Origin of the sequence: Vogesella mureinivorans (assembly GCF_007644035.1) — a bacterium.
In the GTDB taxonomy this organism is placed as follows: domain Bacteria; phylum Pseudomonadota; class Gammaproteobacteria; order Burkholderiales; family Chromobacteriaceae; genus Vogesella; species Vogesella mureinivorans.
Genome location: NZ_VMTV02001001.1, coordinates 62,331 through 77,592, shown reverse-complemented (window position 1 = coordinate 77,592; position 15,262 = coordinate 62,331). Strand labels below are relative to the sequence as shown.

Here is a 15,262-nt window from a genome sequence, read left to right as displayed (position 1 = left end):
ATGGCCGCTTTTTCAAGCCCCTTAACTTTTACCGGCTTGTCTTGACGTTGTCACACGCTAGGCGTAGAAATACAGACGGTGCTTGGCTTTGCATCGCTGGCTGTGTGGAAACCGTTACCTGCTGCAGCGTTTGTAAGCTTGGAATGTCAGGGCTCACCACCCTGTTTACTTTATGCATGCTAAGGATAGTTACACATGGCAACTGGTATTGTTAAGTGGTTCAACGACGCTAAAGGCTTCGGCTTCATTACTCCGGACGAAGGCGGCGATGACCTGTTCGCGCACTTCTCCGCGATCAATATGCAAGGTTTCAAATCGCTGACCGAAGGCCAGCGTGTAAGCTTTGACGTGGTTCAAGGCCCGAAAGGCAAGCAAGCCTCCAATATCCAGAAAGCCTAAGCCTGCGCTAGCTGATGGATGTGGCGGAAACGCTGCTGACAAAAGCCGCATCTGACCGATGCGGTTTTTTTGCGTCTATCGTCAGGCAGGCTGGGCCAGTGCCGCTGCTGCACCGTTGTGTAACAGCTGGCGATACAGCGCCACAAAGGTCACGCTGCCGATAGCCGCCAGAATCAGCCAAGGCAAGGCTGGCATGGCCAGGCTGCGTGAGATATCCAGCAGCCAGCCACCGCCCAGGTAGCCGGTAGCCCCGCCCAGTGCCAGCCCCAGGCGGCTGGTGCCGCTGTAGCTGGCGCGGGCTTCGCTTTGCGCGTAGCTGGCCAGTAGCGCCTCACGCGCCGGCTCGGTAACCAGGCTGCCGGTATAGAACAGTGCCAGCAGCGGCATGGCCAGCCACAGGCTTTGTGCCAGCGCCATCAGCAGCAGGCTACCTGTCATCAGGGCAATGCCTGCCAGCATGCGCTGCGCCAGGCTGAGGTAGCGCTCACCCAGCTTGGCCAGCGGGTAGAGCAGGGTAAGCGACAAGGTGGTTTCCATGGCGTATAGCCAGCCCACGATTTGCGGCGTACCCGCCATTTGCTTCAGTACGATGGGTACCAGCAGCATGATCTGCACGCCCAGCACGTAGTAGCCGCTCAGGGTCAGTACCAGCCGCATATAGCGCCGGTCCGCCAGCACGGTGCGTACCGAGGCTAAGGGCGAGGCCTTGCCGCTGGCCACGCGGTAAGCCGGTAGCAGCCACAGGTTGGCCGCAGCGGCCAGCACGAAGATGGCACAGCCGCTCATGCCCACCCACCAGAAATCGAAATGCAGTAGCCACGAGCCCAGCATGGCGCCGCTCACGGCCGCCGCGCTTTCCCACATGATCAGTAGCGTATAGAAGTGGTTGCGCTCGTGCTGGCGGGTCAGCTTGATGATGAGCGCCGCACGGGGCGGGTCGAACAGCATGCCGCCCAGGCCCGACAGAATGCAGGAAAACACCAGGCTAGCGGGTGTTTCGGCCATGGCCATGGCGGCAAAGCCGGCGGCGCGTAGCAGCATGCCGCCCACAATCAGTGGTTTGGCACCGTAGCGGTCTGCCAGCGAGCCACCCAGCAGGCCAAGCCCCTGTTGCATTAGCTGGCGGATAGCCAGCGCCAAGCCCACTGCAGCGGCAGCCCAGCCTAGCTGGTCGACAAAGTGCAGGCTGATCAGCGGAAACACGCTGAAAAAGCCGAATACCACCAGAATGTTGTCGAGCATGATGAAGCGCCTGCCCAGACGCCGCGCTTGTTCTGCCGAAGCCATGATGTGCCCCTGTAGGAAGTAGCCATCATTGTCATGTGGCATCAGCTATCATAGAAGCCGTTAACTGCTAATATTTCCTATGGTTTTTCATTATGGCTATTTCGCTGGATGACCTGGCTTTGCTGATCGATATTGTGGACTGCGGCAGCTTTAGCCAGGCCGCTGCGCGCCGTGGCTGGTCGCAGCCGCAGGTTAGCCAGCGGGTAGCCGTGCTGGAGGCCAGCATCGGTGCGCAGCTGTTTCGTCGCCACCGCCGTGGTGCGGTGCCTACGCCAGCGTGCGACGCCTATCTGCCAGCCGCACGCGAGGCGCTGGCCGTACTGGAAGCCGGCAAGCAGGCGGTGCAGGGCGTACCTGCGCTGCCCCGGCTGACCTTGGCGTGCCTGCCGTCGCTGGCCTCGGTGGTATTCGGCCCGGTGCTGGTGGCACTGGCCGAGGCACCATTTGAAATCCGCTGTAGTACCGACCATTCGCCGGCCATCATGGAGCGGCTACTGACTGGCGCCGTGCAGGTAGGCTTTGTGCTGAAGTGCCCACCCATGGCCGGCATCCAGATGGAGCGTATCTGGTGCTCGCCCATTGTGCCGGTGGTGCACAAGCGCCATCCGCTGGCGCAGCGTGGCGAGCTGCTGCTGGCCGACGTGGCCAACGCCCGGCTGGCACCACAGTACTGGGGGGATGGTTGCGATACCTTGCTGGCACAGCTGCGTCAGCATCGCACTGCCACCGGCCCGCTGCACGCGATCCAGCCGGCCAGCGCAGCACGCGAGCTGGCGATGGAGCATGGCTTTCTCACCTTCATGCCCGAGGTGGCGGTAAGGCGCGATCTGCGCGAGGGGCGGCTGGTGAAGCTGGCCATCCGCGACCTGCCACTGTGGCAGTGGGAGGTGATGATGGCCTGGCGTGCCGGCAAGCGTGCCGACGCGCCCAAACAGCAGGTGCTGGATACCGTACGCGCCATGGCGCCAGACTGGGCTTGATGCGGCCAACGTTGGCCGCAGGCAGTGGATAACCCTGGCCATACCGTGGTTGCTTTGCCAGCTTGCTGCCAATAAAAAACCCCCGGCTTGCGATGCAAGCTGGGGGTTTTTTTTACCCGCATCCGGGCAAGCCCTGGTGCGGTGCGTAGCGTGGGGCTTAGGCGCGGGCGCTGGCCAGAATCTGGTTCAGCGTGGCGCTTGGGCACATTACCGCGCGGGTTTTGGCTGCGTCTGGCAGGTAGTAGCCACCGATGTCGGCCGGTTTGCCCTGTACCGCTTTCAGCTCGTCGGTGATCTGCTGTTCCTGGTTGGTCAGCTGGGCAGCTACCGGGGCAAAGTGGGCTTTCAGCTCGGCGTCGTCGTTCTGCTCTGCCAGTGCCTGTGCCCAGTAGGTGGCCAGATAGTACTGGCTGCCACGGTTGTCCAGCTCGCCAGTGCGGCGCGATGGCGACTTGTCGTTGTCCAGCAGCTTGCCGGTGGCTTCGTCCAGGGTCTTGGCCAGGATCTTGGCCTTGGTGTTGCCGGTTTTGATACCCAGCTCTTCCAGGCTTACGGCCAGGGCCAGGAACTCGCCCAGGCTGTCCCAACGCAGGTGGTTTTCTTCCAGCAGCTGTTGTACGTGTTTCGGGGCCGAACCGCCGGCACCGGTTTCGTACATGCCGCCACCAGCCATCAGCGGCACGATGGACAGCATCTTGGCGCTGGTGCCCAGTTCCATGATCGGGAACAGGTCAGTCAGGTAGTCGCGCAGGATGTTGCCGGTAACCGAGATGGTATCCAGGCCGCGGGCTACGCGCTCCAGCGTGTAACGCATGGCGCGTACCTGGGACATGATGTGGATGTCCAGGCCGGTGGTGTCGTAATCCTTCAGGTACTTGTGTACCTTCTTGATCAGCTCGTTTTCGTGCGGGCGGTACGGGTCCAGCCAGAATACTGCCGGCATGCCGGAGTTGCGGGCGCGGGTGACGGCCAGTTTTACCCAGTCGCGGATCGGGGCGTCTTTTACCTGGCACATGCGCCAGATATCGCCTTGCTCCACGTTTTGCGACAGCAGTACTTCGCCGGTAGCCAGGTCAACAATGTTGGCCAAGCCATCCTGGGCGATTTCGAAAGTCTTGTCGTGCGAGCCGTATTCTTCGGCTTTTTGTGCCATCAGGCCCACGTTCGGTACGGTACCCATGGTGCGCGGGTCGAAGTTGCCGTGCCATTTGCAGAAGTTGATCATCTCCTGGTAAATGCGGGCAAAGGTGGATTCCGGCATCACGGCCTTGCAGTCGGCCGGCTTGCCGTCGGCACCCCACATTTTGCCGCCGTTGCGGATCATGGCAGGCATGGAAGCATCCACGATCACGTCGTTTGGCGAGTGGAAGTTGGTAATGCCTTTGGCGGAGTCCACCATGGCCAGACGCGGGCGGTGTTCCTGGCAGGCGTGCAGGTCGCGGATGATTTCTTCGCGCTTGGAGGCCGGCAGCGTTTCGATTTTTTCGTACAGGGTGACCATGCCGTTGTTCACGTTCACGCCCAGTTCGTCAAACAGCTTGCCGTGTTTCTCGAATGCGTCTTTGTAGTAGATCTTCACGCAGTGGCCAAACACGATGGGGTGGGACACCTTCATCATGGTGGCTTTGACGTGCAGCGAGAACAGGATGCCGGCTTCGCGGCAGTCTTCCATCTCGCGCTCGTAGAATTCGCACAGCGCTTTTTTGCTCATGAACATGGAGTCGATGATCTCGCCTTCCAGCAGCGAGACTTTCGGCTTCAGTACGATGGTTTCGCCGCTGTGGGTTACCAGCTCCATTTTCACGTCACGGGCGCGGTCCAGGGTCATGGACTTTTCGCCGTGGTAGAAGTCACCGTGGTGCATGTGGGAAACGTGGGTCTGCGACGCCTGTTTCCATTCGCCCATGCTGTGCGGGTGCTTCTTGGCGTAGTTTTTCACCGCCAGCGGGGCGCGGCGGTCGGAGTTGCCTTCACGCAACACCGGGTTGACAGCGGAGCCCAGACATTTGGCGTAGCGGGTCTTGATGGCCTTTTCTTCGTCGGTAGTCGGGTTTTCCGGGTAGTCGGGGATGTTGTAGCCCTTGGCTTGCAGCTCTTTGATGCAAGCGATCAGCTGCGATACCGATGCACTGATGTTCGGCAGCTTGATGATGTTGGTGTCCGGGTTCTGGGTGAGTTTGCCCAGCTCGGCCAGGGTGTCGGGTACTTTCTGCTCGTCGGTCAGGTTTGCCGGGAACTCGGCCAGAACGCGGGAGGCTACCGAAATGTCAGCAGTTTCCACGTTGATGCCGGCTGCGCCGGTAAAGGTACGTACGACCGGCAGGAAGGCGCTGGTAGCCAGCGCTGGAGCTTCGTCGGTCAGGGTGTAGATGATGGTCGGCTGTTCCGAAGGCATTACTCTATCTCCATGATTATTTTTTGACGCCAGAACGATTGCGCGGGGCAGCTTTGGCACGGGGCAGCATCCCGCCTGTGCAAGTGAAAGGTATGGGAAAGCTGCTTTTACCGGCGATTTGTCAGGGGAAGACAGGCGCCAGGCGGTATGCAGGCTTTCGGGTGACTTTTCAAAAATGAATTATACCTCTCATTGCTGGTTCTGATTGTAGCGTATCCGAACTTTGCTGCGGGTTTGAATGTAAACAACTGTTCGAATCTGAATAGCCGCAAAACTGTCCTCTGCAGCACACTGCGGTCAACCCTGCGCCGCCGCACCGGTAGACGTTGGCCGCCATGGCTGCCTGGCGCCGTGCTTGTTATCATCCGCCGCATATCTTGTTTACGTTTGGCTGCCCCATGCCCCAACTCATTCTGTTCAATAAGCCTTATGGTGTGATTTGCCAGTTCTCCCAGCACGAGCTGCACCCCACGCTGAAAGACCATATCGCCCTGCCCGGGGTGTACCCGGCTGGCCGGCTGGATACCGATAGCGAAGGCCTGCTATTGCTTACCGGTGATGGCGAGCTGCAGCACCGCATTAGCGACCCGCGCTGGAAGCAGCCCAAAACCTACTGGGTGCAGGTAGAAGGCCGCGTGACCGAAGCCCAGCTGCAAGCGCTGCGCGACGGTGTAGACTTGGGTGACTTTGTTACCCAGCCGGCCCAGGTGCGCCAGCTGCCGGAAACGCCGGCACTGTGGGAGCGCAAACCGCCGGTGCGTTTTCGCAAGACCGTGCCGGATGCCTGGCTGGAAATCATCATTAGCGAAGGTAAAAACCGCCAGGTGCGCCGCATGACGGCCAAGGTTGGCCTGCCCACGTTACGCCTGGTGCGGGTAGCGGTAGGGCCGTGGCAGCTGGATGGCCTGCAGCCTGGCGAGATGCGCACCCTGACCGTGTCGCTGGCCGACCTGCCGCGCACCACGCACGCCAAACCGGCGGCCAAGGCACCCGCACGGCAAGGTCCGCGGGAGCCGGCTGCCGCGCCCGCACCATCACGCGCCGCGCCGCGTTTTCGCTTCGCCAAAAAATAAGCCGTCTATCCGGGGGCTGCATTGCCGGCAGGTGGCTTGCCTAGCGCCGCAACGCTAGCCACCGTAATGCGCCATCTTCAGCTGGCATGGCGGTGGCTGCTCGCTAGCCTGTGCACAACCCAGCAGATGATGCAGCCTGCGATCGGTGCAGAGGCACCACCGGCAAGCGCCCGTACTTTCCCGCTTGGCATGTTGTTCAAAAACTTTGCAGTAAAGTGCCCCGGCTGGCTGATTTTTTATGGTTATGACGAAATTGAATACATGACTGATTGCCAATGCGCTTGCATCGGCATGACGGATCACTTGGCCAGGCCGCGATAGGGGCGGGTGCGCTGCCGGCTGGCTGGCGTGGATGCTGCCCTGGCGTGCAGGCTACTGGCGCATCAGCGGCCACCTGCATTTTTCTGCCTGGCTGGATGGCGGCCCGGCTGTACCGTCTGTTTCGAATCTCTTTTGCTTGATGCTATAAAAACACCCTTGAACCGCGTGTACTTGCTACGGTGGCAGGGCAAAGATGAAGCGCCATAAAACAAAGCCCCTTCCACGGGTGGAAGGGGCGGCGTGTCTGGCACGGTAGCGATGCTGCGGGTTTACTCGCCGCAGCGATGGCTATCAAAGTAGGCGACAGGCCCGGCACTGGTGAGCCCTATATGGAAGCAGCTGTCTTCCGGGAACACGTCACCGGCGTTTTCTGCGGCGCGTACCAGCTCGAACAGTACTTCTACTTCCTTGAAGTACTTGGCGATGCGGTCGTTGCCTTCCAGCCAGCCCAGAATGGTATCGCGCTGCGGGTGATCGTTTTCCAGCGTCAGCGCGCAATGGTTGCAGCTGACAAAACAAACGGCAGGCGGGATGGCGATGCCTAGCGGTGCCAGCTCGCTACGTACCAGGCTGGCAAATTGCGACAGCTCCTTGCTGGCACGCTCGCGGATACCGGATAGTGGCAGTGCCTCGCCACCATTCGCCGAACCAAACAGACGGGCCAAGGCAGACGAGACGGCAGTACCTTCTGCATACATAGTGCTTATATCTCCTTGTCTTAGATTGTATTAAATCCATTGTAGGAAATATTCAGCGAATTACCTGAATTTATTTTGTCATTTTTTTCAGGGTGTACAGCAGCTCCAGTGCCTGGCGTGGCGTGAGGTCGTCCACGTCGGTATCGGCCAGCAGCTCTACCGCCGGGTGCGGCTCCGGCTCGTGCTGAATCACTACTGGCGTGCTGAACAGGTCGGGCTGGGCGCGGGCGGCGGATTCGTTTTCCAGCTCGGTCAGGTAGCGGCGTGCCTCGCGTATCACCTTGGGCGGCACGCCCGCCAGCTGCGCCACCGCCAAGCCGTAGCTCTGGCTGGCCGGGCCGTCTTCCACGTGGTGCAGGAACACGATACGGTCTTTGTGCTCCACCGCCGACAGGTGCACGTTGGCCACGCTGTTGTACTCGCCCGCCAGGCTGGTGAGCTCGAAGTAGTGGGTGGCAAACAGCGTGTAGGCGCGGCTTTTTTCGATCAGCGCCCGCGCAATGGCCCACGCCAGCGCCAGGCCGTCAAACGTAGACGTGCCGCGGCCAACCTCGTCCATCAGCACCAGCGATTTATCGGTGGCGTTGTTCAGGATGTTGGCCGTTTCGGTCATTTCCACCATGAAGGTGGAGCGGCCGCCGGCCAGGTCGTCGCTGGCGCCGATACGGGTGAAGATGCGGTCGATCTGGCCCAGCACGGCGCGCTCGGCCGGTACAAAGCTGCCGATATGCGCCAGCAGGGTAATCAGCGCATTTTGCCGCATATAGGTGGATTTACCGCCCATGTTCGGGCCGGTAATCAGCAGCAGCTTGCGCTCTGCGGCCAACCTGGTGTCGTTGGCGATAAAGCGTTCCACCTCGGCCTCTACCACCGGGTGGCGGCCGCCGATGATTTCCAGCCGTGTCTCGTTGACGAATAGCGGCTGCACGTAGTGATTGCTTTGTGCGCGCTCGGCAAACGCCGCCAGCACGTCCAGGCCGGCCACGGCCTGCGCCATCAGTTTGAGCTCGCTGATATGCGGGGCCAGCTGGTCCAGTACCGCCTCGTACAGCTGTTTTTCCAGCGCCAGCGATTTGTCCTGCGCGGACAGCGCTTTGTCTTCGAAGGTTTTCAGCTCGGGCGTAATGTAGCGCTCGGCGTTTTTCAGCGTCTGGCGGCGGCGGTAGTCGTCCGGCACTTTGTCGGACTGCGCTTTCGATACCTCGATGTAGAAGCCGTGCACACGGTTGAATTCCACCTTCAGCGTGCTGATGCCGGTGCGTTCTTTTTCGCGCAGCTCCAGCGCCAGCAGGAAGTCACCGCAGTCGGTCTGGATGGCGCGCAGCTCGTCCAGGTCGGCGTGGTAGCCGTGGTTGATCACGCCGCCGTCGCGCAAAAAGGTGGCCGGCTCGGGCAGGATGGCGGTGGCCAGCAGGCTTTCTACGGGGGATTCGGCCGGTAGCAGCTGTACCAGCTCGGCCAGCAGCGGGGCCTCCAACGTGGCGGCAATGGCTTTGACGCCAGCCAGCGCGCGCAGCGAATCGCGCAGCGCGGCCAGGTCGCGCGGGCGGGCGGTGCGTAGCGCTACACGGGCGGTAATGCGCTCGATGTCGGCCACTTCGCGCAGCTGCGCGTGGATGTCCTGATGTGCGGCCAACAGCGCGCGCACCGCCTGCTGGCGGCGCAGCAGCTTGTCGTGGCGGCGAATCGGGTGGTGCAGCCAGTGGCGCAGCATGCGGCTACCCATGCTGGTGGCGCAGGTGTCCAGTAGCGAGGCCAGCGTGGGCGAGGCTTCGCCACGGATGGTTTCGGTCAGCTCCAGGTTGCGGCGCGTGGCGGCGTCCATGCGGATCAGCTCGCCCGGTTCTTCTACCGCCAGCTGGGCGATGTGGGCCGGGTTCACGCCCTGGGTGGATTTCACGTATTCCAGCAGCGCACCGGCAGCGCCCACGGCCACCGGCAGCGTGTCGGCGCCAAAGCCGGCCAGGTCGCGGGTGCCAAAGTGGCGGGTCAGCGCCAGGGTAGACGATTCGGTATCGAACTGCCACGGCGGCAGCTTTTTCTTCGGGGTGCCGATGCTGTCAAACACTGCCAGGCCGGTGTCGTCTGCCAGCAGCAGCTCGGCCGGTTTCAGGCGCTCCAGCTCGCTGTGCAGCTCTTCTACGCCGGTTTGCATGACTTTGAATTCGCCGCTGGCCAGCGACAGCCAGGCCAGGCCCAGCGTGCCCTTGTGCATATTGACGGCCAGCACCAGGTTGTCGCGCTTGTCGTCCAGTAGCGCGGCGTCGGTCAGCGTGCCGGGGGTAACGATGCGCACCACTTTGCGTTCCACCGGGCCTTTGCTGGTGGCCGGGTCGCCGATTTGCTCGGCAATGGCGACCGACTCGCCCATCTTCACCAGCCGCGCCAGGTAGCCTTCGGCGGCGTGGTAGGGAATGCCGGCCATCTTGACGGGTTGGCCGCCACTGGCACCGCGTGCGGTCAGGGTGATATCCAGCAGGCGGGCGGCTTTTTCGGCATCGTCGTAGAACAGCTCGTAGAAGTCACCCATGCGGTAAAAGAGCAGCTTGTCGGCGTGGTCTCGTTTCAGAGCCAGATATTGCTGCATCATGGGTGTGTGCTGAGGCGTGGTCATCGATAGTTCCGTGCTGAAAAAGGTTGGCCGCAATAGGCAACGCCCCGTCTGGCGGGGCGCGGCAAGCCATTTTACGGGATGCGCGCCAGCGCGTCACGGCGGCGGCATCACCATGCGGTTGCGGCCCTGGTGCTTGGCCTGGTACAGCGCCATGTCGGCGCGGGCCAGCAGGCTGCGGCTATCGTCGCCAGGCTGGTACAGGCTCAGGCCGAGCGAGGCGGTGAGGTGGATGGTGTGCCCGGCAAAGTGCAAGGGCTGCTGGGCAATGGTGGCCAGCAGCTGTTGGCCGTAGCGGGCGGCGGCCTGCGCCGTGGTGCCGGGTAACAGCACGCAGAACTCTTCGCCCCCCAGGCGGCCGGCATAGTCGTGCGGGCCCAGCTGTTGGCGCATCTGGCTGGCTATGTGGGCCAGGGTGGCGTCGCCGCAGGCGTGGCCGTAGTGGTCGTTGACTTGTTTGAAGTGGTCCAGGTCCAGCATCAGCAGCGCCAGCGTGGTGTGGGCCGGGCTGGCCAGCAGCGTTTCCAGCTGGGCCAGCAGGGTGGGGCGGTTGTACAGGCCGGTGAGCGAGTCGATGGTGGCTTGTTCGCGCAGCAGGCGTTCTTGTTGTTTGCGCAGGCTGATATCGCGGGCCGAGCCCCAGATCACGGGTTGGCCGTCCAGCATCAGGCGGCGCACGCTGACTTCTACCTCGATTGTCTGGCCGTCCTTGCTGCGGTTCAGGCTGTCGAAGGTAAGCGGCGTATCGCTGGTGTGGGCCAGCTGCTGGCGCAGCTCGGCTTCGCTGCGGTGTGGCACCATGTCCCACAGGTGCAGCTGGCGGATCTCGGCCTGGCTGTAGCCCAGCAGCTTGCACAGCGAATCGCTGGCTTCCAGCACGCGGCCATCCATGTCGATGATGGACAGCGCGTCTGCTGCGTTCTGCAAGATAGCCTGGTACCACTGCGTGCGGCTATCCAGCGCCTGGCGGTTGGCGTCGTTTTCCATCAGCACCGCCAGCAGGCGAGCGGTGTCTTCAATCACGGTAATGGCTTCTAGCGTGGGGGCGCTGGGGGCATGGTGATACACGGCAAAGGTGCCGTGTACTTTGCCTTTGCTATCGATGATGGGTTCGGACCAGCAGCTACCCAGCGCAAACTGGCGCGCTACCTCGCGGTAGGGTGCCCAGTTCGGGTGCTGCTGCAGGTCTTCGGCCACCAGCCGTTTGCGGTGCCACGCCGCCGCCCCACAGCTGCCCACCATGGGGCCGATGGCCAGGCCGTCTATCAGCGCGGTATAGGCGGGGGGCAGCGAGGGGCCCACCAGCGGGCGCAGCCGTAGTGTAGCGTCTACCCGCAAGATGGAGCACAGCCAGCCGGGCAGGGCTTGTTCGATGTGCCCCACCACGTCGCCCAGCAGCGCCGGCAAGGGCTGGCCCTGTATGTACTGGCGCAGAAAGTGCGAATGCATGGCGTCCCAGCTGGCGCGCGCGCTGCTGGTGCGCTCGTGCTCCAGCCTTTGCAACTCGGCCGCAGCACGGGTAACGAAGGGGGCAATATCCTGCAGCAGGGTGTCCGGCAAGGCATGTGCCCGCTCGTCAAACAGCGCCAGGTGTCCCAGACAGTGCCCGTGCTTGTCCATTAGCGGCCAGCCGGCAAAGCTTTGCCAGGCGGTGTCTTGCTCGGCTGAAAAGTCCTGGTTGACCCCGCTACTGACCATCATGGCTTGCTGCTGGTTGATCACCCGCTCGCACGGCGTACCTGCCAGCGGGTAGTGCCCTGGGTGGCTGCTACAGCTGGCTACCATCACCGCTACATGCCGCACGGGCAGCGGCAGCTGCCGGCTGATAAAAACCAGCTGGGCACCGCTGTGGTGGGCCAGGCTGTTGACCAGCTGCTGCAGGTAGTCTTTACCCAGTGCGGCGGCGGTGTCTTCTAGCAGGGCATGGCGTATCGAGGGCGGGGTGGGCATAAGGACAGTGATGAGTGTCGATACTTATGAGTATCGTCCAACTGCAAGCATTTGATAAAGCGACATTGTTTCTAAGGTGCATATCGTGTCAGTTGTGCATTGACAAGGGCTATTTTCTGAAACTATGATCCATATCAAAGTTTCAGAAAATACTGAAAATTCGAAAAGGCCACACACATGAACCTGCCACCCCTAATTCAATCCTTTGTGCTGCACTTTGGCGAGATGGGCAGCCACTGGGGCATCAACCGTACCGTCGGGCAGATTTACGCCCTGCTGTATGTTTCCGACCGCCCGCTGAACGCCGACGACATTGTGGAAGCCATTGGCTGTTCGCGCTCCAATACCAGCATGGCGCTGAAAGAACTGCAGGCCTGGCGGCTGGTCAAACTGCAACACCTGCCGGGCGACCGCCGCGAGTATTTCAGCACGCCGGAAGACGTGTGGGCCATCTTCAAGACCCTGGCCGAAGAGCGCCAGAAGCGAGAAGTCGAGCCCACGCTGACCATGCTGCGCGGCGCGATCATGGAAACGCCAGCGGGCGAGGCCGAGCGCCACGCGCAGGCGCGCATGAACGAGATGTACCAGCTGATCGAGCTGGTGACCAAGTGGTTTGCCGACATCCGCGACATGGATGTGGAAACGCTGGAAAAACTGATGAAGCTGGGTAGTCAGGTAGGCAAGGTGCTGCAGTTTACCCAGAGCCTGGGCCGGCTGGCCGGCCGTGATAGTGGCAAGGAGGATTAGCCATGGACAGCCTGGACCCGGTCATTCTGGCGCGCATCCAGTTTGCGGCCAACATTACCTTTCATATCCTGTTTCCTACCATCAGCATCGCCATGGGTTGGGTGCTGCTGTACTTCAAGACGCGCTTTAACCGCAGTGGCGACGAGGCCTGGATGGACGCCTACGGCTTCTGGGTAAAGATCTTCGCGCTGACCTTTGCGCTGGGCGTGGTGTCCGGCATTACCATGAGCTTCCAGTTTGGTACCAACTGGCCGGGCTTCATGCAGCACGTGGGCAATGTGGCCGGGCCGCTGCTGGCTTACGAGGTGCTGACCGCGTTTTTCCTGGAAGCGACCTTCCTGGGCATCATGCTGTTTGGCCGTGCCAAGGTATCCAACCGCGTACACACGCTGGCGACCTTTCTGGTGGCGTTTGGCACCACGATGTCGGCGTTCTGGATCATCGTGCTGAACTCGTGGATGCAGACCCCGGCCGGGGTAGAGGTGATCGCCGGCAAGGTGCATGTGCAAAGCTGGCTGGCGGTGATCTTCAACCCGTCCATGCCGTATCGCCTGACGCACATGCTGCTGGCCTCCGGCCTGACCGTGGCGTTTCTGGTGGCCGGCGTGTCGGCCTACCGCTGGCTGCGTGGCGACCGCGCGGCTGCGGTGGCGCACACGCTGAAAACCGGTGTGAGCCTGGCGGCGCTGCTTATTCCGCTGCAGGTACTGGTGGGCGACATGCACGGGCTGAATACCTTCCAGCATCAGCCTGCCAAGCTGGCCGCCATGGAAGGCGTGTGGCACACCGAGCGCGGCGCGCCGCTGCTGCTGTTTGCCCTGCCGGACGAAGCCACGCAAAGCAACCGCTTCGAGGTGGGTATTCCCAAACTGGCCAGCCTGATCATTACCCATGATCTGAATGGCGAGATTCGCGGCCTCAACGAGTTCCCCAACGCCCACCCGCCGGTGGCCAAGGTGTTCTGGAGCTTCCGCGTGATGGTGGGGGTGGGCATGCTGATGCTGGCGGTAAGCTGGCTGGCGTGGTGGCAGCTGCGCCGTGGCGCACTGGCACCGTGGCTGCAACGTGGCCTGGTGGCCATGACCTTCTCGGGCTGGGTGGCCACGGTGGCTGGCTGGTACGTGACCGAAATCGGCCGCCAGCCGTGGCTGGTTACCGGCATCCTGCGCACCGCCGATGCGGCCTCCAGCGTGGGCAGCGGCATGATCCTGTCTACCTTGCTGATGTACCTGCTGCTGTACGCCGTGCTGCTGGCCAGCTATGTGTCGGTGGTGTTCTATCTGGCGCGCAAGGCAGCGCCTGCGGCCAACCCTGAAGGAGTACAGCCATGAATGCCGAACTGTGGTTGCCGGTGATCTTTGCCGGGCTGATGGCGCTGTCCATGCTGATTTATGTGGTGCTGGACGGCTACGACCTGGGCGTGGGCGTGCTGCTGCCGCTGGGGAACGACGAAGAGCGCGACGCCATGATCGCCAGTATCGGCCCGTTCTGGGATGCCAACGAAACCTGGCTGGTGCTGGGCGTGGGCCTGCTGCTGGTGGCGTTCCCCATGGCGCACGGCATTATCCTGGGCGAGCTGTACCTGCCGGTGGCCATCATGCTGCTGGGGCTGATTCTGCGCGGTGTGGCGTTTGATTTTCGCGTGAAGGCGCAGGCGCACCACCAGCCGGCATGGAACCTGGCCTTTGCCGCCGGCTCGCTGTTGGCCGCATTGAGCCAGGGCGTGATGCTGGGGCGCTACCTGACCGGCTTTGCACCGGGGGCGGGGGCCTGGGGCTTTGCCCTGCTTACCGGCCTGGGGCTCACCGCCGCCTACGTACTGCTGGGCGCCGGCTGGCTGATCATGAAAAGTACCGGCCACCTGCAACAGCGCGCCACGCGCTGGGCGCAGTACGCGCTGGCCGGTACCGCGCTGGCCGTGTTGCTGGTGTCGGTGGCCACGCCGCTAACCAGTAGCCGCATTGCCGCCAAGTGGTTTGTGCTGCCGGACTTCCTGCTGCTGTTGCCGCTGCCGCTGATTAGCCTGGCGCTGTTCGGCCTGCTGGCCGCCAGCCTGCCCAGGTTGGCCGCACGCCAGCGCGCCGGGCAAGACAGCCTCTGCTGGCTGCCGTTTGCCTGCACCGTGGGCATTGTGCTGCTGGCGTTCTGGGGCCTGGCGTATAGCGTGTTTCCGGAAATCGTCATCGGCCAGCTGGATATCTGGCAGGCCGCCAGCGACCCGGAAGCACTGTGGGTGATTCTGGCGGGGGCCGCCGTGGTGCTGCCCACCATTATTGCCTACACGGTGTTTGCCTACCGCGTGTTCTGGGGTAAGGCAGGCAAGCTCAGTTACAGCTAGAAAATATTGCGCCAAATCAAAAGAGCAGGGTTTATTCCTGCTCTTTTTTTATTTTTATCATGTACTTAAATCGCGTGGTGTCTGCCGGGCGCACAAATACGATACGTTACATTTTGATAGAGCGATTCGCTTGACTTGGGTCAAAGCCCCTAGGGAGCGCAGGGGTAAGATGGCTACATCCAGATCGAATACCGGGCAGCCGGGGGAGCAATATCATGGAACTGTGGAAACAACTTCTCTCTGACGACGTAGGTTTGCTGAGCATTATTACCATCACGGTGACAACCATTATCGTGACGACCTGTATCGCGATCTTTATCAAAAAGACCCACGACGACAAATAAGCTTTAAACGCATGCCACGGCATGTGTGTGTGATTTCCTCTTGATGTGTGTGTGTTTGGGGGTACGGTGGTGGGCCGTACCCCTTTTTTTATGGTTTTTGCCTTATACCGCTCTTCCGC

Annotated in this window: 13 protein-coding genes; 8 read left to right on the top strand and 5 right to left on the bottom strand. The window is 61.8% G+C overall.

Going from position 1 to position 15,262, the window contains the following annotated elements:
- Positions 1-195 precede the first annotated feature (195 nt).
- Positions 196-399: a cold-shock protein gene (locus FLQ44_RS22265; RefSeq protein WP_017509885.1), complete on the top strand. Its 204-nt coding sequence runs from the start codon at positions 196-198 to the stop codon at positions 397-399.
- An 81-nt stretch (positions 400-480) separates the two neighbouring features.
- Here FLQ44_RS22265 and mdtH read toward each other — a convergent pair whose 3' ends face one another.
- Positions 481-1,686, bottom strand: a complete 1,206-nt coding sequence (mdtH, locus tag FLQ44_RS22260) for a multidrug efflux MFS transporter MdtH (RefSeq protein ID WP_147696114.1) — start codon at positions 1,684-1,686, stop codon at positions 481-483.
- 92 nt (positions 1,687-1,778) lie between these two features.
- Between mdtH and FLQ44_RS22255 the strand changes: the two genes are divergently transcribed.
- Positions 1,779-2,666 carry a LysR family transcriptional regulator gene (locus tag FLQ44_RS22255; protein ID WP_147696113.1) on the top strand — a complete coding sequence of 296 codons (888 nt, stop codon included), beginning with the start codon at positions 1,779-1,781 and terminating at the stop codon, positions 2,664-2,666.
- Between the two features lie 157 nt (positions 2,667-2,823).
- Here the strand turns inward: FLQ44_RS22255 and FLQ44_RS22250 are convergent, their stop codons facing one another.
- Positions 2,824-5,061 carry an NADP-dependent isocitrate dehydrogenase gene (locus FLQ44_RS22250; protein WP_147696112.1) on the bottom strand — a complete coding sequence of 746 codons (2,238 nt, stop codon included), beginning with the start codon at positions 5,059-5,061 and terminating at the stop codon, positions 2,824-2,826.
- 398 nt (positions 5,062-5,459) lie between these two features.
- Here FLQ44_RS22250 and FLQ44_RS22245 point away from each other — a divergent pair, with 398 nt between their 5' ends.
- Together FLQ44_RS22245 and FLQ44_RS24730 are read left to right on the top strand one after the other, a co-directional pair.
- A complete protein-coding gene (locus FLQ44_RS22245; protein WP_147696111.1) occupies positions 5,460-6,134 on the top strand; it encodes a pseudouridine synthase in 675 nt (224 codons plus the stop codon).
- Positions 6,135-6,200: 66 nt separating this feature from the next.
- Positions 6,201-6,455 carry an isocitrate dehydrogenase kinase/phosphatase-domain containing protein gene (locus FLQ44_RS24730; RefSeq protein ID WP_147696110.1) on the top strand — a complete coding sequence of 85 codons (255 nt, stop codon included), beginning with the start codon at positions 6,201-6,203 and terminating at the stop codon, positions 6,453-6,455.
- A 269-nt stretch (positions 6,456-6,724) separates the two neighbouring features.
- Here the strand turns inward: FLQ44_RS24730 and FLQ44_RS22235 are convergent, their stop codons facing one another.
- The 3 genes from FLQ44_RS22235 to FLQ44_RS22225 all read right to left on the bottom strand — a co-directional run bounded on the left by FLQ44_RS22235 (position 6,725) and on the right by FLQ44_RS22225 (position 11,714).
- Positions 6,725-7,153, bottom strand: coding sequence for a hypothetical protein (locus tag FLQ44_RS22235; protein ID WP_147696109.1), 429 nt, complete (start codon positions 7,151-7,153; stop codon positions 6,725-6,727).
- 70 nt (positions 7,154-7,223) lie between these two features.
- Positions 7,224-9,767, bottom strand: a complete 2,544-nt coding sequence (mutS, locus tag FLQ44_RS22230; RefSeq protein ID WP_170253066.1) for a DNA mismatch repair protein MutS — start codon at positions 9,765-9,767, stop codon at positions 7,224-7,226.
- 93 nt (positions 9,768-9,860) lie between these two features.
- A complete protein-coding gene (locus FLQ44_RS22225; protein ID WP_147696108.1) occupies positions 9,861-11,714 on the bottom strand; it encodes a sensor domain-containing diguanylate cyclase in 1,854 nt (617 codons plus the stop codon).
- A 177-nt stretch (positions 11,715-11,891) separates the two neighbouring features.
- Here FLQ44_RS22225 and FLQ44_RS22220 point away from each other — a divergent pair, with 177 nt between their 5' ends.
- The 4 genes from FLQ44_RS22220 (at position 11,892) to FLQ44_RS22205 (ending at position 15,143) form a co-directional block, all read left to right on the top strand.
- On the top strand, positions 11,892-12,461 hold the full coding sequence (locus FLQ44_RS22220) for a GbsR/MarR family transcriptional regulator (protein WP_147696107.1): 570 nt from the start codon (positions 11,892-11,894) through the stop codon (positions 12,459-12,461).
- 2 nt (positions 12,462-12,463) lie between these two features.
- Entirely contained in the window at positions 12,464-13,792 is a 1,329-nt protein-coding gene (locus FLQ44_RS22215) for a cytochrome ubiquinol oxidase subunit I (protein WP_147696106.1), read from the top strand.
- Positions 13,789-14,799 (top strand): cytochrome d ubiquinol oxidase subunit II, encoded by a 1,011-nt coding sequence (locus FLQ44_RS22210; protein ID WP_147696105.1) that lies wholly within the window; start codon positions 13,789-13,791, stop codon positions 14,797-14,799. The genes FLQ44_RS22215 and FLQ44_RS22210 overlap by 4 nt, the downstream gene beginning before the upstream one ends.
- A 215-nt stretch (positions 14,800-15,014) precedes the next feature.
- Positions 15,015-15,143: a DUF3149 domain-containing protein gene (locus FLQ44_RS22205; RefSeq protein ID WP_147696104.1), complete on the top strand. Its 129-nt coding sequence runs from the start codon at positions 15,015-15,017 to the stop codon at positions 15,141-15,143.
- Positions 15,144-15,262 lie beyond the last annotated feature (119 nt).